Here is a 26,545-nt window from a genome sequence, read left to right on the forward strand (position 1 = left end):
CACTTTAGGGGGACTTTTTTGATACATCGCTAAAAGCTTTTCGGAACCACTAGCATAGCTAGTGGTTTTCGTGACACAAAAAACTGTCATTCTCTTAAGAATGACAGTAGATTTTAACCTTATTAAGAAGGTGAGCCTTAAGACTCATTTATACTACTTAAGCAAGTTCTTTGAGAAACTCCACTAGGATAGCAGCTGATTGTTTACCCGCCTGAATAATGAATTCGTCAAAGGTAATATTAGCGTCATGGGCTGCTGTATCACTCATAGCACGGATAACGATGAAAGGTTTCTTGACACTGTGTGCAGCTTGAGCAATGGCTGCTCCTTCCATTTCCACGGCTAAGACTTCTGGAAAATGCCCTTTAATAGCATCAATCTTATCCTGACCCGCAATAAAGCTATCTCCTGTCGCAATAAGACCAATTTTAGAGTCGATAGAGGCTTGAGCTAAAACCTTTTCAAAAGTCTCTACAAAGGTAGAGTCACTTTCAAAGTAGAGTGGTTGCATAGACATTTGCCCATAGTCATAGCCAAATGCTGTCAAATCAACATCGTGGTAGGCTAATCTTGATGCCACAACCACGTCTCCAATCTTAAGTCCAGGTGCTACTGCTCCTGCAGAGCCAGTGTTAATTAGGGCATCAACCTCAAAGTGGTCTGCTAGAACAGCCACAGACATGGCTGACATGACCTTTCCTACACCTGATTGCACCAAAACAACATCATGTTTACCCAATCGTCCTGTATAGTAGGTGTTGCCTAAAACAATTTCTTCAACTTTATTTTCCAATTGCTCCACTAGAAGCACTAATTCCTGCTCCATGGCAGCGATAATTCCGATTTTCATATAGTTCCTTTTTTACTTGTAATCTTATCAGAGTTCAGCAAATACATCCATCCAACTCACAGACTTTTTAGAAATAAAAGACAGCAACAATGAGAATAATCAAGAGGACGACAATCCAAAAGAGGATGCGATTAAGCTTGTGCTGAAATTGATTACGTTTAGCATTCTCAATCCGGCGGCTCTTGTATGCAGAAGGCTGATAATTAGCCTCATAGTCCTCTGCATAGAACTCTTCCTCGTAGTCCTGATAATAAGGATAATCCTCTAAGTCAATTTCCCCACGCTTGGCCTGCTCAATGACTTCGTCAGTCAAAAGTGGCTTACTCATAACTTATTTTCCTCCAAAATGAAGTGCATAGTACTGGAGAGCAATGATGGTTTTAGCATCCTGAATAGCACCTGAAGCTACGAGTTCCATACACTCCTCATAAGTCAACTCATAAATTTCAAGAAACTCATCTTCGTCAAGTGGACGTGGATTTTCAACAGGCTGGAGATTTGTAGCAACATAGAGCCTAATTTTTTCATTACAGAAACCAATGGCTGTGTAAAACTCATGAATCAATTTAAGTTCGCCCCTATACTGAGTCTCCTCTTCAAGTTCACGCGCTGCTGCAGCCATCTCATCGCCAGCCTCACCGACTTCCAGTTTACCCGCAGGAATCTCGTAGGAAACGGCCTCAATAGCCTTACGGTATTGCTTGACGATAATAATTTTCCCTTCAGGGGTAACAGCTAAAACGGCCACTGCTCCCTTGTGGAAAATCAGTTCACGGCCAGCTGTCTTACCGTCTGGCAAGAGAACTTCATCCACTGCAACTTCAAAAATATGTCCCTTAAATTTTGACTCACGTTTGAGTGTTTTTTCTTCAAACTCCATGACTTGACTCCTTTAATCTATGAGCCCAATCTAATTCATCTCTTCAATAGAAGCAAGACTTAGATAGGCTTAAGCCTACTTTTGTTGGCTTGGGTGGTGAGGTTTCTTAATAGCGTAGCCTTCTTTATTGACCTGACGGCCGCGTCCAATAGCTACGCTGTCAGCTGGAACATTATCCGTAATGGTTGAACCAGCTGCTGTAAGTGCATTGTCCCCGATTTCAAGCGGTGCAATCAAGGTTGAATTGCTTCCGATAAAGACGTTGTTAGCAATTTGAGTCTTGAATTTATGTTGACCATCATAGTTTACAGTGATCGTCCCTGCACCAAAGTTAACATCAGAACCAACTTCCGCATTACCAATGTAGGTCAAGTGACCAGCCTTAGTATTTTCACCGATAGTAGAACCCTTAACCTCGACGAAGTTACCGATATGAACGCCTTCTTTGAGCATTGAATCCGGACGAATATGGGCAAATGGACCAACGGTAGCACCTTTTTCAACTACTGAATGCTCAATCATTGAGTTAGTGATGACGGTATTGGCACCGATAGTTGAATCAACAATATAAGTGCCGTTGGTCAACACTGACTCTGCTCCGACTTTAGTCTGTCCTTTAAGAGTAACATTAGCTTCAACCACAACGTCCGGTGCAATTTCCACATCTACATCAATGTATGTCGCATTTGGATTTTGGAAAGTAACACCATTAATCATGTGAGTCTTGTTAATACGACGACGCATAATATCTTCTGCTGTAGCTAGGGCAACACGGTCGTTAACTCCAAGACTTTCTTCAAAGTCACGGAGGGTAAAGGCACCTACCTTTTCACCATTTTCACGGAAAATAGAGATGACGTCCGTCAAATAGTATTCCCCTTGAGCATTGTTAGTATTAATATTTTTAAGCGCTTCGAAGAGACGTTTATTGTCAAAGACATAAGTCCCTGTATTAATTTCTTTAACCTGTTGTTCAAACTCATTTGCATCTTTTTGCTCAACAATCTTAGTGACTTCACCATTTTCATTACGGATGATACGGCCATATCCAAATGGATTGTCGGCAGTTGCAGTCAAGATAGTGGCAATATTTTTGTGATTAACGTGGAAATCAATAAGGTTTTTAAGGCTTTCACCGGTAATCAAAGGTGTATCCCCAGCGATAACAAGCGTTCGTCCTTCAAGTCCAGCCAACTCTTCTTCAGCCATCATTACTGCGTGACCTGTCCCCAACTGCTCTGTTTGCATAGTGAAGACAGATTGACCATCCAAAACCTCACGAACAAGCTCAGCCTTGTGACCAATAACAGTAACATTTTTAGCTGGTTCAATAGCTGAAACTGCACGGAAAACATGCTCAAGCATAGTAATGCCTGAAACCTTGTGCAATACTTTTGGAAGATCTGATTTCATGCGAGTTCCTTTACCCGCAGCAAGGATAATAGCGTAATTACTCATTTTCTTTTTCCTTCTTAATATTTTTTGTAATGATTTCTTTCGTGACGGTCTTAACCTTGATCCCCAAATCTCAGGACCTTATCCTCCCACTGGGATGGCCAACTCAAGAAAGGAGAGCTTGAAAAAGCACAATTTCTCATTTATGAGAAAATATATCTTTCAGAATAACCGTTTTTAACGGCGTCTGATTATCTATAATCGCCCTATTATACCATAAATAAGAAAGTTTTGGCAGAGTGGACGGTATTGAAAAAAAGAGCTTCCGCTCTTTTTCTAAGTATAGTTATCCTATAACCATTCTTTGTATTTCTTAATATAGATATGCTTCACAAAGGTAACACTAAGCATATACAAAGTAATGATGATAAACAAGAGAATGAAATAGAGACCGTTTAGATGGCTGAGTTTTAAGAGACCAGCCAATGGACTGTATGGAAGAGCAGTCACAAAGAAAGCAGCAAATAAGGTTGTCACAACAACTGATAGTGCTGGGTGACTTTGAATAAATGGTAGTTTTGGTGAACGTAACATGTGGATAACCATGGTTTGAGACCACATAGATTCGATAAACCAACCTGTTTGGAAAATAATGATAAAGGCTGCTGCTTCTGGTGAACCATGAACATAGCCATGCCCCAAAATCATTGGCACAATGATGAAATAGAGCAAGATATATGTCAAAATATCAAATACGGACGAAATAGGTCCTATCCAAGCCATGAAACGCATGATTGATTTGGCTTCCCAGATATGTGGCTCTTTAAGAAATTCCTTGTCCACATTGTCAAATGGAAGGGCGATACAAGAGATATCATAGACAAGATTTAGGACAATCAAATGCACAGGTGCCATTGGTAGGAATGGTAAGAAAATGCTGGCAAAGAGGAGAGAAAAGATATTCCCGAAATTTGAAGAAACGGTCATCTTGATATATTTGGTCATATTAGCATAGACCTTCCGTCCTTCAACCAAACCTTTTTCCAAGACCATTAAATCCTTATCAAGCAAGATAACATCTGCAGTTTCTTTGGCGATATCAACAGCTGTATCCACAGAAATCCCCACATCTGACACCTTCATGGATGGGGCATCGTTGATACCATCACCCATATAGCCTACCTTATGCCCATTTTCCTTAAGGCTTAGGATAATTCGTGCCTTTTGGTCTGGGGATAACTTAGCAAAGACTGTTGTCGTTTCCACAGCCTTAGCCAAATCTTGATCTGACATGGTATCAAGATCACTTCCAAGTAGAATGTGCGTCACATCTAGACCAACTTTTTCACAGACAGCCTGTGTCACCTTATCATTGTCTCCAGTCAAAATTTTTGTGGTCACACCATATTCCGCCAAAGCCTTGATAGCAGGTGCTGCTGATGGTTTTGGTGGGTCAAGGAAGGCAAGATATCCCGTCAAAATCATATCACTTTCATCTTCGACACTAAAGACGTCATTTTCATTAAGCTGTGATTTGTAGCTAACACCGAGAACACGCAAACCTTGTTCATTCAACTGTGCAACTTCCGTAAGGACTTCCTCACGAACATCGTCAGTCAATGGGATAATGTCTCCCTTGTATTCCACATAGTTAGAAACAGAGAGCATTTCTTCAAGGGCACCTTTTGTCACCATGCTAACCAATCCATCAGTGTCTTGAACAATGACACTCATGCGACGACGTTCAAAATCAAAAGGTAGCTCATCAATCTTGTGGAAGGTCTGGTCAAGGTCACGAACGATGTCATGTTTCTTAGCTTCTCTTTCAGTTCGGCTAATAATGGCACGGTCCATAAGATTTTTTAAGCCAGTTTGGAAATAAGAATTAAGATAGGCTCTCCGAAGTACTGATAGGTCAAGGTCACCATGGATATCAAGAGGGTACTCAAGAACGATTTCATCCTGAGTCAGGGTTCCTGTCTTATCCGTACAAAGGATGTCGATAGCCCCTAGGTCTTGAATAGCATTAAGCTTTTTGATGACCACCTTTTCCTTGGCCATAATGATAGAACCCTTGGCAAGACTGGCTGTGATAATCATCGGCAACATTTCTGGGGTCAAACCGACTCCCACACTAAGGGCAAAGACGCCGGCTTCAAGCCAGTCCCCATCTGTTAAACCGTTAATCACAAAAACAACAGGAACCATAACCAACATGAGTCGAATCAAGAGCCAAGAAATGGAATTCATCTCACGTTCAAATGAAGTTTGTTCGTCATAAGTATTGATGGTCTGCTCAATTGCTCCCATCATGGTCTCATCACCAACAACTAAAACCAAGGCTGTTGCACGACCAGAGATAACATTAGTTCCCATGAAAGCAAGGCTCTCACTTTCAAGCAGGCTCTCTAGATTTTGACCATCTGCTTTAGCCAGACAAGCTTTTTCCACAGCATCGCTTTCACCTGTCAAGCCAGACTGTTGAACAAAGAAATCACGAGAATCTAGTAAGACCACATCAGCCGGAATCATATCTCCCGCACTTAGTTTGACCACATCTCCAACCACAATTTCATCAATTGGGATTTCTTGCTCACTGCCATCTCGAAGTACTGTTGCTGTATTGACAATCATGCGAGACAAATTACTGGCAGCCTTGTCGCTACGAAGTTCTTGAATAAAACGGATACCACCAGATATCAAAACTAGAGTGACAATGATGATAGAAGTCGTTGGGTCTTCTTCACCCGGTTTAGCAAGCCAGACATTGGTGATAAAGGAAACCAGAGCAATGACTAAGAGAATAACAGTAAAGGGATTGATGATAGATTCATAAATCTTTTTGATGATAGAATCCTCTTGTCCTTTGGTTATGACATTTTCCCCATAAAGGGCACGGTTTTCTTCTACTTGGTCTTCCTTCAAGCCATCCAAATGAGTCTTGTAGCGAGTAAGGGTTGTTTCAAGTGGCTCTTGAAGAGCAGCAATAAGTCTTTCTTTATTTGTTGACATTGGAATCTCCTTATTTAATCAGGAGCCAATCACTTATGGAGTCCCTAAGACACTAATCAGCGATTGACTGGTTAGGTGCGGTTCGGGGTGATCGTCGATTAGTCTCATAGGTTTCTCCTTTCATTTTTTTACATAGTGGGTGGACCTCAGACAAAAGAAAAGAGTCCTACCCATATACAGGTGAGACTCTATAAACTCGAGGTTGATTTTTTAATAGATTCTGTCAAAAAATGGACCGTTCAAGCTTTAGCTCCGCAAGGCGATGAAATGAGCTTAGTCTTGACCTTGGCGATCAGGACTGTTGACCAACGAGTAGTGTCTCCACTGCTTTGCGGTAGTCATCCGTATCCTTGTGGTAGCCTCACCTACCGTATTTCACTGAAAATAATACTCCTAAGGCAGTAACTTGTCAAGGGGAAAAGTTACTTTTTGCTTGAGTGGGTAATAAAAAAAGAGCTTCCGCTCTTTTTTGTAAGATATTCTTTTGTAAAATGGATTTTTTTAGACTTTCCTGAAGTGAGTGCGGACGTCAGCGATCTTCTTCGAAGCTCCATGACTAATTTTGAGCCCCTTCACTTTTTAATTTCTAGGCTCAGGCTAAAACAGTTCCCCAAACTGTTTTACTCTCAAAAATTCCGAGTTCTTGAACCACTAGTGTTTCAAGAACTGTTCTCACAGCGGAAAGTCTCGTTAAATGCTCGTTTAAATCAAGTCTAAACAAGATTAGGGTTACTTATCCTTTACCAGGGTTAAAGTGATATCACCTTTATGACTTCTCTTGTTTGACATAAGTCCCTTGTAACTTGCCATGTAAGATGTAATCTACAGATTTGAGCTCATCAATAGTCCGACAATCAAGGGCACACATGATGAGACGAAGGTCATCCTTCCAGCCATTGATAATAGCCACAACTTTATCCACAGAATAACGTTCCACCAATTCAAGGACTGTTCGCGATAGACCTACACCTTTTGCTCCTAGGACCAGACATTTGACCATATCGAGTGGATTTCGCACGCCACCAGAGGCTAGGATTTCCACATCTTCACGAAGGTCTTGGGATTGCAAGAGGGTCTGAACGGTGCTTTGTCCCCAGTCATTGAGGTAATCTCGGTTGCCGCCTCGACTATTTTCAATATAGGCAAAGCTAGTTCCACCACGACCTGAGATATCCACAGTCTTAATGCCCTGAGACATGGCGTAGCGAATGGTTTTCTCATCCATACCAAAGCCAACTTCCTTAAGCACAAGAGGAACCTCTATTTTCTGTGCATAAGTCGCTACATTTTCCTTCCAAGTGTGGAAAATACGCTCTCCCTCAGGCATGAGAAGCTCCTGCATAAGATTGACATGGAGCTGTAAAAAAACTGGATTCATAGCTTCCACCGTCTTAATCCCCAGATCCACAGACTTATCCACACCAATATTAGTCGCTAGGTCTAAGTCTGGAAACTCTTGACGATAGTCAAAGGATTCTGGTGCTTCTCCCTTTAGAGCAGCACTGTAGGAACCCGTCACCATGAGAATACCTGTTCGGCTGGCTACCTCAGCTAGTTTTCGATTGACAGCGCCACCTTTGGCAGAACCACCTGTCATGGCATTGATATAAAAAGGAAATTTCCAATCTCGTCCTGCAAAATGTGTGGACAAGTCAATCTGGTCTAAATCATAAGTTGGTAGAGACTTGTGGATAAGTTCCATATCGTCAAAACTATTATAGGGCGACTGGTACTTGAGGGCATAACGGATGTGATCGTCTTTACGATTTGTCATAGGTTATTTCTTTACTTTCTTGCGTGATAATATCTACTAAGCTGATTCCTATACCTCATACAAGAGCTCTATCCCTGCCTGCTGCCAACGCTCAACTAGAGCATCTCGGCTAGCTTGGTCAAAAGCAAAGGCGATACCACAGTCACCACCTCCAGCTCCAGAGGATTTAGCGATAACATCAAGCCCTTGTTCAGCTTCTTTGAGTTTTTTCAGCTTGTCCACATAAATATTTGGACTCAATGATTCTAGCTGGTCACTGACAGTTTGAAGGCTGTTCTTAAGCAAATTTTTATTTCCTGTTTCCAGTGCCTTGATGGCATCTTGGACGGCAATTTCTGTTTCACTTAGATACTTGCTTGATATACGAGATTTGGCCATCTTAACCATGTCTTTTGAGATAGCAGCTTGCTTGGTCCACCCCACCAAAAAATGAGCTTTGAGGGCTGGCACTACAGGTATGATACAATATCCCCAGTCTTTCTCCAAAAGCTCTGATAGAGTCATTTGGTCTATAAGCTCTGCTATTTTTGCACGGTCAAAAGAGCGATAGGAAACCAGGTCCTCGTATACGATACAAGCCAGATCCCCCATAGAACCGTTGTCTCCCTGTTTGAGGAGGGTGTAACTAGCTAGCTTAAAGAGACTGTCTTTGGATAAGTCTTTCTGAAGCGCTGCTGCCAAGGCCTTAAAGGTCAATACCACAACTGAACCAGATGAGCCAATACCAAATTTAACCCCATCTCGTTCCAACTTTCCAGTGATTGAAAGGTCCAGAGCGGGCAACTTCTCACCACAATAGGCCTCAAAAGTATTCAAGGCCTCTTGAATGAGGGCGTAATTTACGTCTGGCTCACGGTCCACACTGTAGTCAAACATGTCTGAGGTCAACTGGGTAGTTTGGGCTTTCTTGATCTCTGCTGACATAAAAATAGGAATAAATTGAATTAGGGATGTCTGTCCAGGTGTTAAGACAGAATATTCTCCAGCAATGTAGAGTTTCCCACCTGTTTTTACCCTGGCTCGACTGACCGACTGCTTAAGCATCTGGCAACTCCTTGGTGCGTGAAACGATGACCTGATAGTCCTTACGGAAGTGGTCTGACAGACGGTCCAGGTCTTCTTCCAGACAGAGCACCTTAACATTTGGTCCTGCATCCATAGTGAAGTAACATTGCTCACCAGAGGCTCGGAGGGCCTTAACCTTGTCCATTGCCCGGTAAGAGGCTTCCGTTAGATATGAAAATGGAGGGTTAGCCGTACTTGTGGTTTGGTGCATACGAAGGGCATTGGCTTCAGTGAGCTCACCCACCGCTTGGAAATCATTTGCTTTGAGATAGGCCAACATATCCTTGTAATCCTGCTCAGACTGTTTAATCCACTCTGGGAAGGAGGTCGATGTTTCGGTACACAATTTCATACCATCACGGCTTGATACAGGTTTCTTTTGATCTGTCAAAACCAGCATAATCATGGCCAATTTGAGGTCTGTTTCAACTTGATAAACCTCACCACTATCCTTGTCCCAAGCTGACAATGGACCAAAGAAAGACCGTGATGACGAGCCTGAGGCAAACTTGGCAATTTGAGCTAATTCAGACTGCGTTTTTCCTACTTGGAAGAGTTCGTTAGCCGCCTTAACTAGGGCAGAAAGACCTGAGGAACTTGATGATAAACCTGCAGCTGTTGGCATGTTGTTACAAGTTTCAATCTTGACATGTTGGTTTGGATTGGTACGGAAGAGATCTAAGACCTTGCTGGCCTTGGTTGTTTCTTTTTCCCCTTGGAGCTCATCATCGATATACATGACATCACCAGTCGCATCCTCAGGCAGAAAAGACAACTTGGTTTCCGTATACATATTCTCCAAAGTCAGTGAGATACTGCTGGTTGAAGGAATCATACGCTCCGCATCTGCCTTACCCCAGTATTTGACAATAGCAATATTTGCGTACGATTTGACGCTTACAGGCTTTCTATCCACGTGTTTACGGCTCCTTTTTCTTGAAGTTTTTTAGCAATCGTTTGGGCTTGATCTTTGGTACTTGTTAGGGCAATAATGCAACCACCCAGTCCTCCGCCTGACATCTTTGCTCCCTGTGCACCGTGATCCAGAGCAGTTGCTACTAGAAGGTCCGACAAGTCACAAGATACACCTAAAGATTTAAGATGATTATGGGCTTGAGACATGAGCTGACCAAGAAGCTTTTGATCCTTGGCTTTGAGGGCTAGTTCTGCCTGCTGACTTAATTCGCCCAGTCGGTTCAGGTCTGATAAGGCATCTAGCCCGATAGCCTCAACCTTCTCCACAGCCTCACGGGTGTTTCCATGGATGCCCGTATCAGCAATGACCAGATAGGCACCTAAATTGACCTCGATTTCCTTGAAACCAATGTTTCGCGTAAAGCTGATGGCTTGGTCACTCAAACAGGTCTTAGCATCTAAGCCACTAGGTTTACTATGGGCAATAGTCTCTGCCTGATGGACCAGCATTTCCAAGGTCTCCTGGCTAAGCTCCTGGTCGAAATAATCAAAAACCGCACGAATAGCCGCAATGGCCACTGCAGCAGATGACCCCATGCCACGCTTTTCAGGGACGCTAGACGAAATATCATAGCTGATAGGCTGATTCTTGATTTCCAGATAATTAAGCGCTGAAAAAATCGCTGTCGTCAAGGGATCCTGAGCCTTGAGCGTCAAAGGAGTATCAGCCGCCTGAATCTGACAGACAACCTCAATATCCTTAAGAGGTAGAGCAAGGGCAGGATGACCATAAACGACCGAGTGCTCCCCCATCAAAATAATCTTACTGTGGGCCTTGCCCACTCCTACTTTCTTAGTCATAAGTTATACACACCCACAGACCAATTGGCATACGAGTATCTTTCTAAGTTTTTCATACAGTTTCTAGTGGTAACTCAAGGTCTATCAACCTCCCTGAGTAGATTAAGAGCACCAATCTAAGGAATTTTCCTATGTCACTTCTATCTTATCATCAAAGCGCAAAAAAAGCGACATCTAACCTAGAGTGTCGCTTTGCATTAGAGATATGGTCCTAAATTGATATTTCTATCTTAAACTAGTACAATGCCAATGAGGTTAAAAAATGATTGATGTCGAAAAACTAATTAAACAGAACTCCGAACTAATGGCACTATTAAAGATTATCCACTCTTTCCAACTTAATGACTGTTGGCTTTGTGCTGGAACTTTACGCAATTATATTTGGGACTACTTAAGCACCGGAAATACATCTTCAAATATCAATTTCTCAGATATCGATGTCATTTTCTTTGATAAAAACATATCATATGAGCAAACTGTTGAAATAGAAAATCAAATAAAGAGAAAATATCCTGAATACAATTGGGAAATAAAAAATCAGTATTATATGAATAAACATAGCCCTAATACTGAAAAGTATGTCAGCTCTACAGATGCTGTTTCAAAATTTCCCGAAAAATGTACTGCCATAGCTGCTAGACTAAATGACAATCAGGAACTAGAGGTTTTTATTCCCTTTGGAATAGACGATTTAGTTAACTTCAGAGTCTCTCCCACACCGCATTACTTTTCAGACAAGGACCGACAAACGGTCTATAACGAGAGAGTAAAAAAGAAAAATTGGAACACATTCTGGCCAAACATTTCTATAGAATTTATCAAATAGATTAAACTATGATTTGAGATTTACTTTTTACAATACTTTCCGCTGTGAGAAAAGTTTCTGAAACTCGGAATTTTTGAGAGTAAAACAGTTCGGGAAACTGTTTTAGCCTGAGCCTAGAAATTAAAAAGTGAAGGGGCTCAAAAATTAGTCATGGAACTTCGAAGAAGGTCGCTGACGACCGTACTCACCTAAGGAAAGTCTTAAAAATTTTTCTTCTACATAAAAAAAGAGCCTCTCGGCTCTTTTTATCTTATATCGCAAACAAATCGTTTAGGTTCTCAGCCATAGTTGGATGAGTGAAGATTTGCTTAGCCAAATCTGTGTACGGAATATGATGGTTCATAGCAAGGGTAATTAGATTGATAATTTCATGAGATTCTTGACCAAAGAGGGTCACTCCCAAAATTTCCTTAGTTTCAGGATTTACCACAGCTTTGAAGGCTCCACGCAAATCACCGTTCACATGACCACGAGGCATACCTGCCACTGGCATTTCTTTAACTGCTACTGGCAAGCCTTGTTCCTTGGCTTGGTCTTCAGTAAGACCAACTTGAGCCAAAGGTGGGTTGAGGAACATAGCTGTTGGAACAACTCCACGTGTTTCAAGATTATAGCTGCCATCACCAGTTAGGTAATTAAAGACAATACGGAAATCGTCTAGTGAGATGTAGGTAAATTGAAGACCACCATTAACATCACCCACTGCATAGACACCAGGAACACTTGTTTCCAAATGTTTATTGACTTGGATACCACCGCGCTCAGTCAAGGCAATATCGGTATTTTCCAAGTGAAGGGGTTCAATATTAGGCTTGCGTCCTGTCGCATAAAGGAGTGCATCAAAACGAAACTCCCCTTTGTCAGTAACAACGACAACTTCATCGCCATCATTCTTAAGTTCAGAAGTTTTAACACCTTGCTCAAAGACAATGCCGTCCTCTTCCATGTATTCCTTGGCCAACTTAGCAATAGATGGCTCCACACGTGGCAAGAAGCTAGTCGCTGCATCTAAAACAGTCACTTGACTTCCCAAACGGTTATAAAGGCCAGCAAATTCAAGACCAATATTACCACCACCTAAGACACCCAAACGTTTTGGTAAGGCTTCAAGGGTCTGAATACCAGTTGAATCGTAGACATGCTTAGTTGTTGTCAAGCCAGGAATAGGCAAGACATTAGACACAGCACCTGTATTGATGACAATAGTCTCAGCTGTAAGCTCTTGACGGTCATCACCAGCCACCACTTCGATAACCTTATTTGACACGAAATGTGCTTCTGCATCAATGACATCAACGCCATTGTCTGCCAACATTTTATAATTCTTAGCATTAAGACGACCAGTCACTGCACCACGTTCTTTCATGGTATCGTCAAATGACCAGCCCTTCTCTGCCGCTACAATCATAGTCTTGGTTGGAATACACGCAATATTAATGCAAGTACCACCATACATAGCTTTACTGCGCTCGATGACAGCAACTTTCTTACCAGCCGCATTCATCTTAGCAGCCAAAGTTTTACCGGCTTTACCAAAACCGATAACAATCAAATCATAGTTTACCATTTCTGTATCCTCCTATATACTGCCATTCTATCATTTAATTTTTCAGATTGCACATATCTGAACTGGAAAATAAAAAAGCTACAGCTTTTATTGTAACCCCTTTCTCATCTGTTTTTAATAGATTTCCATAATTCCACTACCTAAGCCTTTTCTCGCAGAAATTCTAATATAATTTTATTAAATTGCTTACTTTCGATAAAGGCCGCGTGACCCTGTTTGCCAAATTCATAATGGGAAGCACGGGGAATGTTGTTGGCAAGTTCTCTCACACCATCTACTCATAGAACCAGATCTTTTTTAGCTCCCAGAACAAGGGTCGGACAAGCGATTGCTTTTTTCTTTACTCGCAGACTTTAAAAGTAGCCTATTAATCAGATATAATTTTTTTAAAACGGGATTGATATAATAACGCTTTCACCTTATCTAAAAAGCTCAAAAATAGCAAGTTAAAAATCTTCCCTCCTTTTTAAATCTTGAAATCTTGCTTCTAAAATACGACAAAAGAGCCCAACCAAGCGGCTGGGTTCTTAAGTGTAAACTAAATGATCAAAAGAATATTTCTCCTTAGGCACGTCCTCCTTTTTATTTTCAAAAGCAGCACCAATTTAAAATCCTAAAGCCTTATTTAAAACTCTTAACAAAATAATCAAAGAGTCCTTGATCCGCTAATTGTTTATGACCCAAGAGAAACTCTGGATAATTGGACTTCCTTCCGTAACAGGTTCTTCATTACTAGTAATTCCAATTAAGGGAATAGTCAGTCGTCTTGCTCCTTAAAATAATCAAGTAGGAAAAGAGCGTTTTCTACATAGTAATTAACAGCTACAGGCAAGGCTTCATCTTTTACAAGGAAATCATCATGATGCCAGTCTGGGGCATCCTCCTCACCATTAGAGCCGACAAAGGCAAAGACTCCTGGTATTTCCTTTTGATAGGCCGCAAAGTCTTCTCCGCCTGTTGATGGCAGCGTTTCAATCACTTCTGCGAAGGATTTAGAATTTTCAAAGATGAGTGGTGTGAGAGTATAGTCATTGTAGGTCACGTAAGGCGAATTACCCCAAGTAATGTCAACTTGAGCACCGAACTGGTCTGCTGTCGCCTGAACGACCTTTTCAAAACGAGCAATAACAGCTTCACGGACCGTAGGCTCAAAGGTACGAATCGTTCCTTCGAAAAAGCCGGCTGCTGGAAGAACATTCCAGGTATTTCCAACTTCGATATGAGTGACTGACAATACAGCTGATTCAAAGGGCGATACCGTCCGAGCCACAATTTGCTGTAAATTATTAATGATAGTCGTAATAACCAAGACCGTATCCACACCTAAGTCAGGACGGGCCGCATGGGATGAAACACCCTTGACATCAACCCTAAACTGCTCCACGCCTGCCATAATAGCACCAGAACGAAGTCCAATCTGACCGGGTTTCAAGTGAGGATTATTGTGATAACCGATAATAGCTGACACACCATCAAGACCACCCGCTTCAATGACCTGATAGGCCCCTTGGAAATTTTCCTCGGCTGGTTGGAAAATCAAGCGAACGGTCCCCTTAAGCTCTGCTTCTCTTTCTTTTAAAAGCTGAGCAGCTCCAAGCAGTGAGGTCTGGTGAAAGTCATGACCACAGGCATGCATGGCCCCGTTGTCGCTGGCATAAGGAAGTCCTGTCTTTTCCTTAATCGGTAGGGCATCAATATCAGCACGCAAAGCAATAATCGGATGACCTGACCCAAACTCAGCGATAACTCCTGTCTTCAAGGGATAATTTAAAGGCTCAATACCTAGATTTTTCAAATAAGATTTCAAAAAGACTGTCGTCTCATGCTCCTCCTCAGAAACCTCTGGATGTTGGTGAATCTGATGACGCGTCTTTGCTAAATGATCGTAAAATGCTTCTGTCATAATGAACCTCCCTCTCTGATCAGTTTTGGATTGTCAATCCTTTTTTAAAACTCTCAATCGAATTGATTCCATCATACCACCAGAAACAAGGCTTGAGAAATTAAAAAAACTTATAGAATGTCATAAGTTTTACTTATACCCCTAGAAAAGACCGTCGTTATGGGTCTTACAGTATTAAGCCTAGTGATAGGATGGACCTATCAGGAGATTGAAAGTTCCTATCATACTTTAGTAGGAAGAAATGACTAGCCTAGATAAGTACGCAAAATCACTTTTTCTGCTTCCGTTAACACTCGGTAGGATCCTACTGCTATCCCTTCATCAAGCTTAAACGCTCCAAAAGAAATCCGCTTAAGATAGGTCACCTTGACCCCATAAGCCAAGAACATCTTTTTCACTTGATGAAACTTACCTTCCGAAATCGTAATTCTAGCACAGCTCTTGTCGCTTGCAGAACTTAGAATTTCTAGCTGAGCTGATTTACAAATAGTACCATCCTCAAAGACAACACCTGACTCAAAAAATGCAGGTGCATCAGGCCCCAGAATATCATTAACCTCAACATAATAAGTCTTAGCCACATGATAGCCTGGGTGAAGCATGGCAAATCCCAGAGGACCATTGTTGGTAATCAGCACCAGGCCTTCCGTATTTCTATCCAATCGGCCCACAGGATAAAGACCGTCTCGCTGATCTTCAGGCTTAATCAAATCAATAACTGTCTGGTGCTCCTTGTCACTTCGAGCTGACACGACCCCTGCTGGCTTATTCATGAGATAATAAACTTCTGGCGTATGCTCCAGTTCCTTACCAGAAACCGTGATAGTTTGAAGACTAGCATCCACATTAAGATTATCTCGATCCGCCAAGATACCATCTACATAAACTTGACGACTACGAATGAGCTTCTTAACCTGATTTCGAGAACCATAGCCTGCCTGTCCTAATAATTTATCTAAACGCATAACCTTATTGTACCACGGATAAGTATAGTCTAATAGTCTAAAAAAGCCTACCTAAGAAGGTAGACTCATATTACTAACAATTACACATTCACATGGAAGACCTGTCCAACCACATAGGTCACGAGCATAGTCAAGAGTCCTACGGTCAAGTTACGTAACATAGCTTGTTTAACGGGCGCTTTCCCAAGTTTGGCACTGATATAACCAGTCAAAATTAAGGTCAATGCAACCACAACCACAGTTACAGGAATACGATAAGGCTCTGGGAAAAGCATGATGGCTAGTGTTGGTGGCAAAGAACCCACTGAAAAAGCAAAGAAACTAGAGATGGCAGCATGCCATGGATTTGTGATTTCTTCTAAATCAACTCCATATTTTTCCTCAACCAAGACCTTGATAGGATTTTTACTGAAGGCCTGATTGACCTTAACTTCCGCTGCTGTTTCGCAATCCCCCTGACTGAGGAAGGTTTGGTACAAACTCTCTCTAGCTGCTTCAGGTGAGCGATCCAGGAGAGCTTGTTCCTTAGCGATGGCAGCTTCTTCCGTATCTTTTTGCGTTGAGACACTGACATATTCGCCACCGGCCATCGAAAAGGCACCAGCAAAAATCGCTGATAGGGCTGAAATCAAGATAAACCAGATGTTAGATGTCGCACTGGCCACACCGATAACCACTCCCGCAATGGAAATGATACCATCATTGGCACCCAACACGCCAGCTCTCAAAATATTTAAACGTTCTGCAAAATTCTTATCTTCCAATAGTGCACTCCTTTTTTAGAATGATTCTAAAAAATATTATAACAGTTATTTAGAATGATTACAAATAAGAAATTTGAAAAAGAAAGTTTTATGTCATCCCAATAAAAAATCAGACCCAAAAGGATGGTCTGATTCTAACACTATTTAGTCTTCATTCTCCAAATCGTCTAGCTGTTTTTCAAGACGCCTTCTCTCATATCTTCCCAGTGCAGCGAGAGCCCAATTCATAAAAAAGACAAAGGGAACATATATGGTATAAGTAATTGGCCAAACCATGAGATATCTAGGATCCAAGGGATTATTATGATAGACATCATGGTTGTACCGATAGTTAGCTGACATTATCATAAGGGTGATAAGCCCAGTCACTAGTAAACAACCTAGGACTGTCATACCAGAACCCCCAAAAGTGTTAACACTAAGTCGTGCAGATCTATAAATAGACCAAATACTACTTATCAACAATGGATAAAGTAAGTAATCAGCAGAGATGACACCATTGTTAAAGAGGGAGCCATAAACTAAGCATACAAGCGTCCCTGCAATCATTATGTAAAAACATTCAGCAGCAACTTTATTATTTAGAGCTTTCTCGCGTTCATCTGTAACCTTATTATTAACCAGTTTGAATTTCATCATCTTTACTTCCTTCCTAATCCTCCCAAAACAGTTGATCCATAGTCCTGTCCAATGTCTTGCAAATGGCAATGCATAAGGCTAGGCTGGGATTGTACTTTCCAACTTCAATCAAACCTATGGTTTGTCTTGTTGCACCTACAGCTTCTGCCAAGTCACCCTGGGTCATATCATGCTCTGCTCTAGCTGCTTTTAAACGTAAATTCTTTGCCACATGCCCCCTCCTTTTCATCATATCTGATATTATCGTCGAAATTGATTAGGTTCACCAGCTATTTTCATCTTAATTATACACTATATATTTCTATTTGCAATATATATATGTCATAATTTTAGAAATAAATTGCAAAATAAAAAGCCAAGATTCCTCTCAGCTTCTTCACTATTTAAACTTAGGCTGGTGTTACATCCAAGCTCTCACCAATAGCCGCAAGGCGTTCGACAACGTCTTCTTGGCTCAAACCATTTTCAGAGACATAACGGTTACGTGGGTGAACACGGCATTCATGTGAGCAACCACGAAGGTACTTGTCTTCATTTTCCTCTGAAGTAAGGATACGGCGGTTACAGAATGGGTTACCACAGTTGACATAGCGTTCACAAGGTGTGCCATCGAACCAATCCTTACCGACAACTATAGGATCTACATGGTTGATATCAACAGCAATGCGCTCATCAAAGACATACATCTTACCATCCCAAAGCTCCCCTTGAACCTCTGGATCTTTTCCGTAAGTTGCGATACCACCGTGCAATTGGCCAACATCTTTGTAGCCTTCACGGACCATCCAACCTGAGAATTTCTCACAGCGGACACCACCAGTACAGTAAACAACCACGCGCTTATCCATGAACTCTTCTTTATGATCGCGGACCCATTGTGGCAATTCACGGAAGTTGCGAATGTCAGGACGAATGGCTCCACGGAAGTGACCAAGGTCATACTCATAGTCGTTACGTGTATCGAGGACAACAGTGTCCTCATCTAAAAGAGCGTCTTTAAACTCTTTTGGTGACAAGTAAGCACCTGTCGTTTCAAGTGGATTAATGTCGCTGTCAAAGTTGTCATCCTCTAAACCAAGGTGAACGATTTCCTTCTTGTAGCGAACAAACATCTTCTTAAAGGCTTGCTCTTCTTCCTCATCAATCTTGAACCAAAGGTCCTCCATTCCTGGAAGGCTATGAACGTAGTCCATATATTTTTGAGTGGTTTCATAGTCACCAGAAACCGTTCCATTGATTCCCTCGTCAGCGACCAAGATACGTCCCTTTAGACCGATTGACTTACAAAAAGCCAAGTGGTCAGCCGCAAATTGCTCAGCGTTTTCGATGGGAAGGTATTTATAATAAAGCAATACTCGAATAGGTTTTGCCATTGTATTTCCTCTTTCTTTATGAAATATCTATATTTGTTGTTTGATAGTCAAATTCAACTTAATTATTATAGCGCTATCAAAGAGGACTAGGCAATTGATTTGCTTGGAAGCACATTTTCACAGAAGAAAAAGGCTGAGTGCCAAATGCCTCAACCTGAGTTTCGTCGGATTGTTTTTCCACAAGATAGTATTACAATTTCGCAGCAGCTGCTTGATCCAAGATAAGAGTCACGTCTGGATGATTTTGCAAGACACTAGCTGGCACTTCCTCTGTCACCGGACCCTTAACCATCTTGAAAATGGCATCTGCCTTCTTGTCACCATAGGCAAACAATATTATCTTCTTAGCAGCCATAATAGAAGCAATTCCCATTGAAATAGCCTTTGTAGGGACTTGATCACGACTGGCAAAGAAACGGCTATTTGCTTCAATGGTGCTATCCGTCAAGTTGACCACATGAGTTTGACTATCAAAAGGCGTACCTGGCTCATTAAAACCAATATGCCCATTACTTCCGATTCCTAGGATTTGCAGGTCAATGGTATGATGCAACAAGATGTCATCGTAGTCCTTAGCCGCCTTCTCCAAATCTTCAGCCATGCCGTCAGGCATGAAACTCTCTTTAAATGGCTTAGCGTCAAAGAGTTGACCCTTCATAAAGGCATGGTAGCTCTGCTCATGGTCTGGTGCTAGTCCGACGTATTCATCCAAATTGACGCTGTAAAGTTCCGAAAAATCCAAGTCGCTTTCAACCATCTCTTGGTAGAGGGCGATAGGTGAACTACCTGTCGCCAACCCCAATGTTTGAGCACCCACTACAAGGCTCTCTTTAAGAAGATCAAAGGCAACTTGGCCTCCCTCAACTTGATTTTTAACTAAAATCTTTTTCATTCTATTCACCTCGATATTGGTATATACCGTTTTCTTTATTATCTCTTTTTTTAATCCTTTTGTCAAGCGCTTTCACTTAACTCCTTTAATGACGGTCGCCCTATATCGTGCTATAATAAAAAGGCTGAAAATTTTTAAACGAGGAAAGAAATGAATACAAACGATTTTGATTTTGAACTACCAGAAGAACTAATTGCCCAAACCCCATTGGAACAACGTGACGCCTCTAAACTCTTAGTCATTGATCCTGTAACCAAGGAAATGACTGATACCCACTTCGACCACATCATTGACCAGCTTAACCCTGGCGATGCCTTGGTCATGAACAATACGCGCGTGCTTCCTGCCCGCCTCTACGGTGAAAAAAATGATACACACGGCCACGTGGAATTTCTCCTTTTGAAAAATACCCAAGGTGATCAATGGGAAGTTTTGGCTAAGCCAGCGAAACGCCTTAAAGTAGGTGCTAAAGTCAGTTTTGGTGATGGTCGCTTGACTGCCACTGTCACTGAGGAACTAGATCACGGTGGACGAATCGTAGAATTTAGCTACGACGGTATCTTCCTTGAGGTCTTGGAAAGCTTGGGTGAGATGCCATTGCCACCTTATATCCATGAAAAATTGGAAGACCGCGACCGTTACCAAACAGTCTATGCCAAGGAAAATGGCTCTGCCGCTGCTCCAACAGCTGGCCTCCATTTCACTCCTGAATTGCTTCAAAATATTGAAGCTAAAGGCGTAAAATTGGTCTACCTCACCCTCCACGTTGGACTGGGAACCTTCCGACCTGTTTCTGTCGATAATGTCGACGAGCATGAAATGCACTCAGAGTTTTACACCCTCAGCCAAGAAGCTGCCGATACCCTTAATAGCGTCAAAGCCACTGGAGGTCGCATTGTTGCTGTTGGAACAACCTCAATCCGAACACTGGAAACAATCGGCAATAAATACAATGGCCGACTCCAAGCCGACTCAGGATGGACCAATATCTTTATCAAACCAGGTTATCAATTCACAGTCGTAGATGCCTTTTCAACCAACTTCCACCTTCCAAAGTCAACCTTGGTAATGTTGGTTTCAGCCTTTGCTGGTCGTGAATTCGTCCTCGATGCCTACAAACACGCCGTCCAAGAACGCTACCGCTTCTTCAGTTTCGGAGATGCCATGTTCGTAACACAACGTGCGGGGAAATAAGAGTTATTTTGAGACTTCTCTTACTGGGGAAGTCTCTTTTATTGCACGTCACATTCAGAAAAAATCCACCAGTTATGATGAACTGATGGATTTTCTTGTTTATTTCTCCGAAAATTGACTATTATACAAATCGTAATAAAAACCTTTATCTGCAAGGAGGGATTCATGGTTCCCTTGTTCAATGATTTGTCCATCTTTAAGGACCAAAATCTTGTCTGCCTCTTGAATCGTTGATAGTCGGTGAGCAATGACAAAACTTGTTCGGCCTTGCATGAGGGTCTTCATGGCTTTTTGAATCAAGAGTTCCAGACGAGTATCAACTGATGAGGTTGCCTCGTCCAAAATCAAGATTTTAGGGTCAGCCAGAAGCGCACGAGCAATGGTCAAAAGTTGCTTTTGTCCCAGTGAAATGTTACTTGATTCCTGGTTCATTTCCATATTGTAACCACCAGGCAGCGTACGGATAAAGTGATCCACATTGGCAGCCTTAGCGGCTTCAACAATTTCTTCATCAGTTGCTTCAAGATTACCAAAACGAAGATTTTCCTTGATAGTTCCTTCAAAAAGCCAAGCATCCTGAAGCACCATACCAAACTGTTTACGATAATCTTGACGCGACAAGTTGCGTATATCATGACCATCAACCGAGATAGAACCTGCAGTAACATCATAGAAACGCATGAGAAGATTAATAATGGTTGATTTTCCAGCACCGGTAGGACCGACAATGGCCACCATTTCACCAGGATTGACTTCAAGATTAAAGTCACGAATCAAAGGTTTATCAGCCACATACTGGAATTCCACATGATTAAAGCTAACTTGGCCAGTTAATTCTCCTTCAAGCACCTCAGTAGCATCATTAACCTCGTCTGGTTCATCCATCAGTTGGAAAATACGGTCCAAGGAAGATTTAGCACTCTGCAATTGTCCAGCCAACTGAGTCAAGTTCTGAATAGGTTGATTAATCTGCCAAACGTACTGAACAAAAGCCTGCATATTACCAATCGTCAAGTGACCAGCTAAGACTTGCAAACCACCTAGGACGGCGACAATTAGATAGGTCAAGTCAGATAAACCATTAAGGACAGGCATCATGAGTCCTGAAATGAAATTGGCCTTAAAACCTACCTTTTGAAGGTCTTCCGTAATTTCTTTAAAGTCGTCTAAAGACCTATCCTCACGCCCAAAAAGTTTAAGCACATTGAAACCAGTCAGATTTTCCTGAACAAAACCGTTAAGAGTACCTAGGGCATCAGCCTGCTGCTTAAAGTAAGGTTGAGACTTACTCATAATGAAACGAGCACCAAAGTAAGTAATCGGAATAGTGATAACAACCACAGCTCCCAACTGAAGATTAAGGTACAGCACTGTTCCAATAACCAAGGCTAGAGTAAAGACGGCATTGACAACCTGCAAGAATGACTGCTGCAAGGCATTCGAAACTGTCTCGACGTCACTAGTAAAGCGACCCAAAAGGTCTCCAAATTGTTGCTTATCAAAGTATGACACTGAAGTACGATTGATTTTCTCAGTCATCTCATTTCGCATATCCTGAACCGTTGCTTGCACAGCATTGGTCATAAAATAGTTGGAATAGTAAGAAGCCAACTCATAGATGAGACCACGCAAGAGGTAAAAGACCAAAACTAAACCAACGTAGGAAACGTTGATATGAGCCCCTTCTACCCCCTTAATGATGTCCAGTGTATTTTTAGTCAGTTCCGTAATGGCTAAACCAATGACCACCGGCTCAATGACACTCATGGTGACACTAATAATTTTCAGGAAAATAGCTAGGTAAAGTGGGAAACGGTAAACCTGCAAGTATGACCAAAGGCGGCCAAAACTTGAGGAATGAGTTGTTTTCTTTTTATTATTCTTCATTTTGACCTCCTTCTAGTCTTCCGTAAGACTCTTTTGATTCAATTGTGAATTAGCAATCTCACGGTAAATGTCATTACTTTCCATAAGCTCTTCGTGACGACCACGACCAACAATTTCACCCTTATCAAGAACGATAATCTGATCAGCATCCATAATAGTTCCCACACGTTGAGCCACGATCAAGACCGTCGCATCCTGGGTCACTTCTTTTAGACGACGACGCAAGGTCGCATCAGTCTTGTAGTCCAAGGCAGAGAAGGAATCATCAAAGATGTAGAGATCAGGACGTTTAACCACCGCACGTGCAATTGACAAACGCTGCTTCTGTCCCCCAGAAAGGTTGCTACCACCTTCAGCCAAGTGAGAATCATAGCGTTCTTCCTTACTTTCGATAAATTCCTTGGCTTGAGCCACATCAGTAGCTTGATTCAATTCTTCATGACTGGCATTTTCCTTACCATAACGAATATTTTCACCGATAGTTCCAGTAAAGAGCAGAGCTTTTTGTGGAATAAAGCCAATCTTACGACGAAGCGCCTTAAGATTGTAGTCACGGACATCCACACCATCCACAAGAATGCGTCCAAGTGTTACATCATAAAAGCGTGGAATCAACTGTACAAGTGATGATTTTCCTGAACCCGTAGACCCAATAAAGGCAATGGTTTCACCAGGTTTTGCCTTGAAAGAAATGTTGTGTAGGACAGGACTTTCAGTTTCACCAGGATAGGCAAAGGTCACATTGTCAAACTCCAAATATCCCTTAGTCTCGGTTTCTGTCACGCCATCTTCATTTGGATTGATAGAAATCGGCATGTCCATAATTTCCTGCAGACGTTCACTAGATACCGCTGTACGAGGATACATGGTAAAGAGATTGGCTAGGAAAAGGAAAGACAATAGTGCATGGAAGCTGTACTCAATAAAGGCAACCAAGTCACCGATTGCCAAAGTCCCAGAACCTAACCGCTCAAGAGCAAACCAAACAATTGCCACAATCATGGCTATGATGATTTGCACAAAAAGTGGCTCAGTCAAACCAGTCAATTTAAAAAGTTTGTTTGAATTATCCGCATAGACAGCATTTTCAGAAGCGAACTTCTTCTCTTGAAAATCTTCTCTAGCGAAAGCACGGATGACACGAAGTCCAGTCAGATTTTCACGAGCATACTGGTTAATCTTGTCGAGCGTTGTCTGTTGCTTTTCAGAAAGCGGACGCGTTTTTACCGCCACATACCAGACAACTACGGCTAGGAAAGGCAAGGAAATTGCCACAATCCAAGCCAAAGATGGACTTGTCGTCAAAATCAAAAAGACACTGGAAACCATCATCAAAGGAGTGATAACACCCAGCTTGAGAACTTGATCTGCAAACTGCATGAGAACAAAAGCATCCGACGTGATACGAGTCACCAAAGAAGATACCCCAATTTGTTCGTACTCATGGTGTGAATACTCCTGAAGCTTAGCATAAATGTCATTACGCATGACTTGCACCATAGTAGTGGTCAACTTACCAACCGCATAGGCCAGAAGCACACGACCAACAATACCAGTTAAGACCACACCAAACATGACCCAAGCATAGGTATAAAGCTTGTCTGCATCCCCACGGTTAATTCCCTCATCAATCATTCTGGCAAGAACCGTCGGCAGCCCCAAATTGGCAATAACAAATAAAATGGCCGCCGTAAAATTCATCGCTAGCCACTTAGGATAACGCTTGAGATAAGACCAAATATAAGCCATAAATTTCTCCTTTTCTTCTTCATTAAGCTATACTCTTACGTTTTCAAAAGTCGATACCAACTTCCGAAACATTAAAAAGTACAGAAAAGGGCGTGACAAGCACGCACATCACCTACATTCTAACAAATGGAAATATTAAAAGCAATAGAAAAAAGCAGGGCTTACACCCTGGTTTTCTTTATTAAGCGACTTGAGTCGTTACCTTATTATTTTAAGAGTAATTGAAGCAGACTTATTCTAATTACTGATATTGCTGAATTTATTTAATGGATTTACATTTTGACAATTTTTAGGAAGGATACTGAGGAGGTTCTGGAAGGTTATTTAGTTACCCTGTTTGAAGATTATAATTTCAAGCAAAGTCAACTCATCCATAGAGGATTTGGCCAATGTTCTGATACACTTGAAAGCTTATTTGATTAACACTCCGTAACTCTACTTGAGTGTTTACACAAAATTATTGACAGTATCTGTTTTTTACCAAGAATAAATAAGTATCATTTTATTTCAATTAAATGATACTTTCTTTAGTTCAATGTGTACATATTCCTTTTATAGATAAAGTGAAAAAAACTGATGAATCATTTGATTCATCAGTTTTAAGGAAGATATGTTCATTGCAAACAAATCATATCAATTAGAAAGATTAGTCTTCTTTCTTCTTACGAGCTACAAGACCAAATCCACTCAATACTCCGAGAAGTCCAAGTGCTGCTAGGCTAGCATTGTCTTCTGTACCTGTATTTGGAAGTTCACGTTGGCCATCCATATATTGAGGTGTCGAAGGTGCTGCCGGTTGAGCTGGAGTTGTTGGAGTTTCATTATTATTTCCGTTGTTATCTCCATTATCTGCAGGTGTTACAGGTTGTGGAGTTTCTGGTTTTGGTTCCGGCTTAGGCTCTGGTTTAGGAGTTGGAGCCGGCGTTGGGTTTGGTTGTGGTGCTGGAACATAGTTGATTGGCGTGTCCTTAGTTGGATCGTTTGGTACGTTTGGTACTTCGTATCCTTGAGTTGGATCGTTTGGATCTACCGGTTTAAGTGGTTGACCGTTTCCATCAACAGGTGTATAACCTGGTACGTATGGAAGAACTGGTTTATCACTTCCTGGTTTTGTTGGATCCGTTGGATCGTTTGGATATTTAATTGGACTTGTTGGTTGTCCTGGAATGTTTGGTACCCATGATCCTAGTGGTGTGTAAACATATGTTACTGTTGAACCATCTGTTCCAATCTTACCTTTAGCTTCTCCATCTACTCTTACAAGTACGTATCCTGGAATCACTTTTCCACTTGTTGTGTACTCATCGCCTACTTTTCCTTCTGTTGTTTCTGCAGGGATTAAGTCTTTGCCATTTTCATCTACATATTTAACTACTAGTTTAGCTTTGTTGGCTACGTAGTTAATTACTGTATCTTGACTTGGATCTGTTGGAATGTTTGGTACTACATATCCTTTTGTTGGATCTGTTGGATCAACCGGTTTAAGTGGATTTCCATCTTTATCTTCTGGTGTAAATCCTGGTACATATGGTAATGTTTCTGTTGGTTGTCCTGGTTTTGTTGGATCCGTTGGATCGTTTGGATATTTAATTGGACTTGTTGGTTGTCCTGGGATGTTTGGTACCCATGATCCTAATGGTTTATATGTTACTACTTCTTTAATATCTTCTGAATCACCTGTTACATTCACTACTGCAACACTTGCTTTATCAGCTAAGAATCCTTTAACTACTGGCGATTTAACTTCAGCTAAGTCTTGTGCTGGAGTCCAATCTCCATATGTAACATCACCTGTTACCAAGTTGACCTTAGCTTCACGAGTGAATTTAGCTTCTTGTGTTACTGTTTTTGGTGTTCCATCTTCATTTAACACTGGTGTTCCATCTGCGTATACGTATGTAATTGTACGTGTTACTGTTTTGTTTAGATCTTTTTCTTCTAATCCAGCTGGGTATTTAGGTCCGTCTGGGGTGTTTGGATCTACTGGAGTTCCTGGTGTTTTTGGTTGATCTGGTGTTACTGGTACAACACGTT

The 26,545-nt window shown here is 41.6% G+C and carries 22 protein-coding genes and 1 riboswitch; of the genes, 2 read left to right on the forward strand and 20 right to left on the reverse strand.

Annotated elements, in window-relative coordinates:
- Positions 1-157: 157 nt before the first annotated feature.
- The 9 genes from ADF62_RS08780 to mvk form a co-directional block, all read right to left on the reverse strand.
- Positions 158-850 (reverse strand): 5'-methylthioadenosine/adenosylhomocysteine nucleosidase, encoded by a 693-nt coding sequence (locus tag ADF62_RS08780; RefSeq protein ID WP_003097645.1) that lies wholly within the window; start codon positions 848-850, stop codon positions 158-160.
- A 67-nt stretch (positions 851-917) separates the two neighbouring features.
- The gene (macP, locus tag ADF62_RS08785) at positions 918-1,178 is read right to left on the reverse strand and encodes a cell wall synthase accessory phosphoprotein MacP (protein WP_003097646.1); all 261 of its coding nucleotides are present in this window, start codon (positions 1,176-1,178) and stop codon (positions 918-920) included.
- A gap of 3 nt (positions 1,179-1,181) precedes the next feature.
- A complete protein-coding gene (locus tag ADF62_RS08790) occupies positions 1,182-1,730 on the reverse strand; it encodes an NUDIX domain-containing protein (RefSeq protein ID WP_003097648.1) in 549 nt (182 codons plus the stop codon).
- Between the two features lie 75 nt (positions 1,731-1,805).
- Positions 1,806-3,188: a bifunctional UDP-N-acetylglucosamine diphosphorylase/glucosamine-1-phosphate N-acetyltransferase GlmU gene (gene glmU / locus ADF62_RS08795; protein ID WP_003097650.1), complete on the reverse strand. Its 1,383-nt coding sequence runs from the start codon at positions 3,186-3,188 to the stop codon at positions 1,806-1,808.
- Between the two features lie 288 nt (positions 3,189-3,476).
- Positions 3,477-6,137 (reverse strand): magnesium-translocating P-type ATPase, encoded by a 2,661-nt coding sequence (mgtA, locus tag ADF62_RS08800; RefSeq protein ID WP_048788612.1) that lies wholly within the window; start codon positions 6,135-6,137, stop codon positions 3,477-3,479.
- A 224-nt stretch (positions 6,138-6,361) separates the two neighbouring features.
- Positions 6,362-6,517, reverse strand: a riboswitch (M-box (ykoK) riboswitch).
- Between the two features lie 386 nt (positions 6,518-6,903).
- The gene (gene fni, locus ADF62_RS08810) at positions 6,904-7,911 is read right to left on the reverse strand and encodes a type 2 isopentenyl-diphosphate Delta-isomerase (protein ID WP_048788613.1); all 1,008 of its coding nucleotides are present in this window, start codon (positions 7,909-7,911) and stop codon (positions 6,904-6,906) included.
- A gap of 48 nt (positions 7,912-7,959) precedes the next feature.
- Positions 7,960-8,955 carry a phosphomevalonate kinase gene (locus ADF62_RS08815; RefSeq protein WP_048788614.1) on the reverse strand — a complete coding sequence of 332 codons (996 nt, stop codon included), beginning with the start codon at positions 8,953-8,955 and terminating at the stop codon, positions 7,960-7,962.
- On the reverse strand, positions 8,948-9,892 hold the full coding sequence (mvaD, locus tag ADF62_RS08820) for a diphosphomevalonate decarboxylase (protein WP_003094632.1): 945 nt from the start codon (positions 9,890-9,892) through the stop codon (positions 8,948-8,950). Before mvaD ends, ADF62_RS08815 begins: the two co-directional genes overlap by 8 nt.
- Positions 9,874-10,752 carry a mevalonate kinase gene (gene mvk, locus ADF62_RS08825; RefSeq protein WP_003093452.1) on the reverse strand — a complete coding sequence of 293 codons (879 nt, stop codon included), beginning with the start codon at positions 10,750-10,752 and terminating at the stop codon, positions 9,874-9,876. Before mvk ends, mvaD begins: the two co-directional genes overlap by 19 nt.
- A 262-nt stretch (positions 10,753-11,014) precedes the next feature.
- Between mvk and ADF62_RS08830 the strand changes: the two genes are divergently transcribed.
- Positions 11,015-11,578, forward strand: coding sequence for a nucleotidyltransferase family protein (locus tag ADF62_RS08830; RefSeq protein WP_003094798.1), 564 nt, complete (start codon positions 11,015-11,017; stop codon positions 11,576-11,578).
- A gap of 250 nt (positions 11,579-11,828) precedes the next feature.
- On the opposite strand, the gene ADF62_RS08835 is transcribed toward ADF62_RS08830, so the two are convergent.
- The 8 genes from ADF62_RS08835 to ADF62_RS08870 form a co-directional block, all read right to left on the reverse strand.
- Entirely contained in the window at positions 11,829-13,145 is a 1,317-nt protein-coding gene (locus ADF62_RS08835; RefSeq protein WP_048788615.1) for an FAD-containing oxidoreductase, read from the reverse strand.
- A gap of 757 nt (positions 13,146-13,902) precedes the next feature.
- The gene (locus ADF62_RS08840; RefSeq protein WP_003093708.1) at positions 13,903-15,048 is read right to left on the reverse strand and encodes an amidohydrolase; all 1,146 of its coding nucleotides are present in this window, start codon (positions 15,046-15,048) and stop codon (positions 13,903-13,905) included.
- Between the two features lie 245 nt (positions 15,049-15,293).
- Positions 15,294-16,013 (reverse strand): 16S rRNA pseudouridine(516) synthase, encoded by a 720-nt coding sequence (locus tag ADF62_RS08845; protein ID WP_003094049.1) that lies wholly within the window; start codon positions 16,011-16,013, stop codon positions 15,294-15,296.
- An 80-nt stretch (positions 16,014-16,093) separates the two neighbouring features.
- A complete protein-coding gene (locus ADF62_RS08850; RefSeq protein ID WP_048788616.1) occupies positions 16,094-16,777 on the reverse strand; it encodes a VIT1/CCC1 transporter family protein in 684 nt (227 codons plus the stop codon).
- Between the two features lie 144 nt (positions 16,778-16,921).
- Complete coding sequence (locus ADF62_RS08855; RefSeq protein ID WP_048788617.1) at positions 16,922-17,416, reverse strand: DUF6773 family protein; 495 nt, start codon at positions 17,414-17,416, stop codon at positions 16,922-16,924.
- A gap of 13 nt (positions 17,417-17,429) precedes the next feature.
- Positions 17,430-17,627 carry a helix-turn-helix transcriptional regulator gene (locus ADF62_RS08860; RefSeq protein ID WP_048788618.1) on the reverse strand — a complete coding sequence of 66 codons (198 nt, stop codon included), beginning with the start codon at positions 17,625-17,627 and terminating at the stop codon, positions 17,430-17,432.
- 178 nt (positions 17,628-17,805) lie between these two features.
- Complete coding sequence (locus ADF62_RS08865; RefSeq protein WP_048788619.1) at positions 17,806-18,789, reverse strand: rhodanese-related sulfurtransferase; 984 nt, start codon at positions 18,787-18,789, stop codon at positions 17,806-17,808.
- A gap of 190 nt (positions 18,790-18,979) precedes the next feature.
- Positions 18,980-19,681 carry a glucosamine-6-phosphate deaminase gene (locus ADF62_RS08870; protein WP_048788620.1) on the reverse strand — a complete coding sequence of 234 codons (702 nt, stop codon included), beginning with the start codon at positions 19,679-19,681 and terminating at the stop codon, positions 18,980-18,982.
- Between the two features lie 150 nt (positions 19,682-19,831).
- Between ADF62_RS08870 and queA the strand changes: the two genes are divergently transcribed.
- Complete coding sequence (gene queA / locus ADF62_RS08875; protein WP_003097680.1) at positions 19,832-20,875, forward strand: tRNA preQ1(34) S-adenosylmethionine ribosyltransferase-isomerase QueA; 1,044 nt, start codon at positions 19,832-19,834, stop codon at positions 20,873-20,875.
- A gap of 99 nt (positions 20,876-20,974) precedes the next feature.
- On the opposite strand, the gene ADF62_RS08880 is transcribed toward queA, so the two are convergent.
- From ADF62_RS08880 to ADF62_RS08890, 3 genes are all read right to left on the reverse strand, one after another.
- The gene (locus tag ADF62_RS08880; protein ID WP_003097683.1) at positions 20,975-22,762 is read right to left on the reverse strand and encodes an ABC transporter ATP-binding protein; all 1,788 of its coding nucleotides are present in this window, start codon (positions 22,760-22,762) and stop codon (positions 20,975-20,977) included.
- A 12-nt stretch (positions 22,763-22,774) separates the two neighbouring features.
- Positions 22,775-24,511, reverse strand: a complete 1,737-nt coding sequence (locus ADF62_RS08885; protein WP_003097685.1) for an ABC transporter ATP-binding protein — start codon at positions 24,509-24,511, stop codon at positions 22,775-22,777.
- 646 nt (positions 24,512-25,157) lie between these two features.
- A partial coding sequence (locus tag ADF62_RS08890) for a mucin-binding protein (RefSeq protein ID WP_048788621.1) occupies positions 25,158-26,545 on the reverse strand: 1,388 nt, incomplete at its 5' end.

It is taken from the genome of Streptococcus sp. 1004_SSPC (genome assembly GCF_001069025.1).
GTDB lineage: Bacteria > Bacillota > Bacilli > Lactobacillales > Streptococcaceae > Streptococcus > Streptococcus vestibularis.

Bases quoted from the DNA above. Each gene is read 5' to 3' on its own strand.
- ADF62_RS08780 (WP_003097645.1), bottom strand. From the start codon at position 850: ATGAAAATCGGAATTATCGCTGCCATGGAGCAGGAATTAGTGCTTCTA.
- macP (WP_003097646.1), bottom strand. From the start codon at position 1,178: ATGAGTAAGCCACTTTTGACTGACGAAGTCATTGAGCAGGCCAAGCGT.
- ADF62_RS08790 (WP_003097648.1), bottom strand. From the start codon at position 1,730: ATGGAGTTTGAAGAAAAAACACTCAAACGTGAGTCAAAATTTAAGGGA.
- glmU (WP_003097650.1), bottom strand. From the start codon at position 3,188: ATGAGTAATTACGCTATTATCCTTGCTGCGGGTAAAGGAACTCGCATG.
- mgtA (WP_048788612.1), bottom strand. From the start codon at position 6,137: ATGTCAACAAATAAAGAAAGACTTATTGCTGCTCTTCAAGAGCCACTT.
- fni (WP_048788613.1), bottom strand. From the start codon at position 7,911: ATGACAAATCGTAAAGACGATCACATCCGTTATGCCCTCAAGTACCAG.
- ADF62_RS08815 (WP_048788614.1), bottom strand. From the start codon at position 8,955: ATGCTTAAGCAGTCGGTCAGTCGAGCCAGGGTAAAAACAGGTGGGAAA.
- mvk (WP_003093452.1), bottom strand. From the start codon at position 10,752: ATGACTAAGAAAGTAGGAGTGGGCAAGGCCCACAGTAAGATTATTTTG.
- ADF62_RS08830 (WP_003094798.1), top strand. From the start codon at position 11,015: ATGATTGATGTCGAAAAACTAATTAAACAGAACTCCGAACTAATGGCA.
- ADF62_RS08835 (WP_048788615.1), bottom strand. From the start codon at position 13,145: ATGGTAAACTATGATTTGATTGTTATCGGTTTTGGTAAAGCCGGTAAA.
- ADF62_RS08840 (WP_003093708.1), bottom strand. From the start codon at position 15,048: ATGACAGAAGCATTTTACGATCATTTAGCAAAGACGCGTCATCAGATT.
- ADF62_RS08845 (WP_003094049.1), bottom strand. From the start codon at position 16,013: ATGCGTTTAGATAAATTATTAGGACAGGCAGGCTATGGTTCTCGAAAT.
- ADF62_RS08855 (WP_048788617.1), bottom strand. From the start codon at position 17,416: ATGATGAAATTCAAACTGGTTAATAATAAGGTTACAGATGAACGCGAG.
- ADF62_RS08865 (WP_048788619.1), bottom strand. From the start codon at position 18,789: ATGGCAAAACCTATTCGAGTATTGCTTTATTATAAATACCTTCCCATC.
- ADF62_RS08870 (WP_048788620.1), bottom strand. From the start codon at position 19,681: ATGAAAAAGATTTTAGTTAAAAATCAAGTTGAGGGAGGCCAAGTTGCC.
- queA (WP_003097680.1), top strand. From the start codon at position 19,832: ATGAATACAAACGATTTTGATTTTGAACTACCAGAAGAACTAATTGCC.
- ADF62_RS08880 (WP_003097683.1), bottom strand. From the start codon at position 22,762: ATGAAGAATAATAAAAAGAAAACAACTCATTCCTCAAGTTTTGGCCGC.
- ADF62_RS08885 (WP_003097685.1), bottom strand. From the start codon at position 24,511: ATGGCTTATATTTGGTCTTATCTCAAGCGTTATCCTAAGTGGCTAGCG.